Origin of the sequence: Streptomyces sp. W16 (genome assembly GCF_033194735.1) — a bacterium.
In the GTDB taxonomy this organism is placed as follows: domain Bacteria; phylum Actinomycetota; class Actinomycetes; order Streptomycetales; family Streptomycetaceae; genus Streptomyces.
Window position 1 is genome coordinate 1 of sequence record NZ_JAWOAI010000883.1, and the last position, 2434, is coordinate 2434.

At 73.9% G+C, this 2434-nt stretch carries 2 protein-coding genes; one reads left to right on the forward strand and one right to left on the reverse strand.

Going from position 1 to position 2434, the window contains the following annotated elements:
- Positions 1 to 1567 (reverse strand): BTAD domain-containing putative transcriptional regulator (locus tag R6V09_RS50885; RefSeq protein WP_317888211.1); only part of this gene is annotated, 1567 nt, incomplete at its 3' end.
- Between the two features lie 166 nt (positions 1568 to 1733).
- On the opposite strand from R6V09_RS50885, the gene R6V09_RS50890 reads away from it, so the two are divergent.
- The coding region (locus R6V09_RS50890; protein WP_317888212.1) for a phosphatase PAP2 family protein at positions 1734 to 2434 on the forward strand (701 nt) is incomplete at its 3' end.

A 2434-nucleotide genomic window follows, 5' to 3' on the forward strand; every position in this document is an offset into this window, starting at 1 on the left:
GCTCCTCGGCGCGCAGCCGCAGCAACTGCGCACCGAGCCCGCGTCCGGGACAAGCCGCCGCGCGGGCACCGATGATGCGCAGCGCCAACGGCAACTGCCCGCACGCGTGCACCAGTTCCAGCGCGAGTTCCGGGTCGGCGGCGATCTCGGCGTCGCCGGTGAAGCGGCCCAGCATGGCCACCGCCTCCTGCTGATCGGGCACCGGTACCTCGAAACGCGTCGCGCCCGGCGGTACGAGCGACCGGTGCCGGGTCGTGATCAGCGCGGCGTTGCCGGGTGTGCCCGGGAGCAGCGGTGTCACCTGGGCGGTGTCGGACGCGTTGTCGAGGAGCACCAGGATCCGGCGGTCGGCGGTCAGGGTGCGGTAGGCCCCGGCGCGGGCGGTGGGCGTCGTGGGGATCGCGGCGGCGGGCATGCCGAGCGCGAGCAGGAAGTCGACCAGTACGTCCGCGGGATCGGCGGGCTGGCCGCCGTCGCCCCGCAGGTCCACATAGAGCTGTCCGTCCGGATAGTCGCCGCGGATGCCGTGCGCGAGGCGCAGCGCGAGCGCGGTCTTTCCCACGCCGCCGATACCGCTGAGCACCGCGAGCGCGACGGCTTCCCCACTGGGCCGCATCGCCAGCCGGAGCCGCTCCCCCAGCCGCCCCCGCCCGACGAAGTCGCCCGGCGCCGGGGGAAGTTGCTGCGGACGGACACCGGCCGGGGCGTCCTCGGCCGGCGTGATCGGCACCTGGTCCGTGTCGGGGGCAGCGCCCGATTCACTGCCCGGCCCCAGTCCCTGCCCCTGTTCCTCGGGGCGCGACTCGACGAGGTCGGGCTCGGCGCCGCCGAGGATGCGGGTCTGCAGCTCGCGCAGTTCCGGTCCCGGGTCCATGCCCAGTTCGGCGACCATGGTGTCGCGGGCCGCGCCGTAGACCGCGAGAGCCTCCGCCGCCCGCCCGGCCCGGTGGAGCGCACGCATGCGCAGCGCGTACAGGTCCTCCCGCAGTGGATGGTCGGCGATCAGTGAGATCAGTTCCGTCGCCACGCGGGCGTGCTCACCCAGTTCGTCGGCGCATCCCAACCGCGCCACCTGGGCGTTCAGCCGCAGATCGGCGAACCGTCGCCGGTGCCGCTGGGCGTAGGGGCCGGGCACCCCGGACAGCGGCTCCCCCGACCACAGTGCCAGCGCCGCGTCGAACGCGCGCAGGGCGGCGCCGGTCTGCCGAGCGGCCCGCAGTTCCTCGCCGTCACGGACGAGCCGTTCGAAGCGCAGGGCGTCGACGGCCCGCTCCGGGATGTCGAGCTGGTATCCACCCTGCGTGGTCTCCAGTCGGGAACGTTCCTCGCCCAACGAGAGACGGATCCGGTAGACGTACGTCTGCACCGAGCGCACCGCGTTGCCGGGCGGCTCTTCCCAGAGCGCGTCGATGAGGTGGTCGAGGCCGCACTGCCGTCCCTCGCCGAGCAGGAGCCGGACCAGGACGGCACGCTGCAGCGGACTGCCCAGATCCAGTTGACGCCCGTCATGGCGACCGCTCAGCGACCCCAGCAGCCCGAACTCGTACCGCTCCACCGCCGGTGCCACCTGCCGGAGTCTAGACGGCCCACGGTTCCTGCCCGAACCGGTACAGCAGTCCCTGCGCGTCTCTGATGCCCGAGACCGGCACGCCCGTCCCAACGCCCGACCCCGGCAACCGGATTGCGGTTAGGGTGCTTATGGCTCGCGAAGGGGACACGACGGGGGGCTCGCGTTGGATCGTCCGGCAGGAGAGGACCTGGACTCCGGCCCGGGCCGGTCCGCGGCGCGTGCGGTGCTGCCCCCGCCGCTGCGCCCCCCGCTCGGGCTGATCGCGGTCCTCGCCGCGCTCGTGGTCGTCGCGCTCGGGGTCCTGTACTCCGGCCACAGTGCACCCGGCGAGGTGGACAGCTGGATCTTCCCGCCGACGGCGGACAGTGTGCGGTCGCCGTGGCGCCAAGTCGCCCTGGTCCTGGACTTCTTGGGGGAACCCGCGGGATCGGCGATGGTGATCGTGGCCGGTGTGGCGGGCTGTCTGCTGATGCGGCGTCCCCGCGCGGCGGTGCTCGTCGCCGTCGGCGCCGGCACGACCGTGGGGACGACCACGCTGCTCAAGCACCTGGTGGGACGGACCATCCACGGCCCCGGCAACCTGTCCTACCCGAGTGGGCACACCGCCTTCGCCACCGCGCTCGCCCTCATGGCGGCACTGTTCGCGACGGACCGGCTCGGCCTAGGCAGGACGGCCGGTACCTCGCTCGTGCTCGCGGCGGGGCTGGTGGCCGGCGCGATCATGGGCTGGGCGGAGGTCGGTCTGGGCGCGCACTACCCGACCGACGCCCTCGGCGGCTGGTGCACCGCGCTGGCGGTGATTCCGCCGACCGCGTGGCTGTTCGACCGGACGGCCGACCGTCTGAGCTCTCGCGCGGCCGTCCC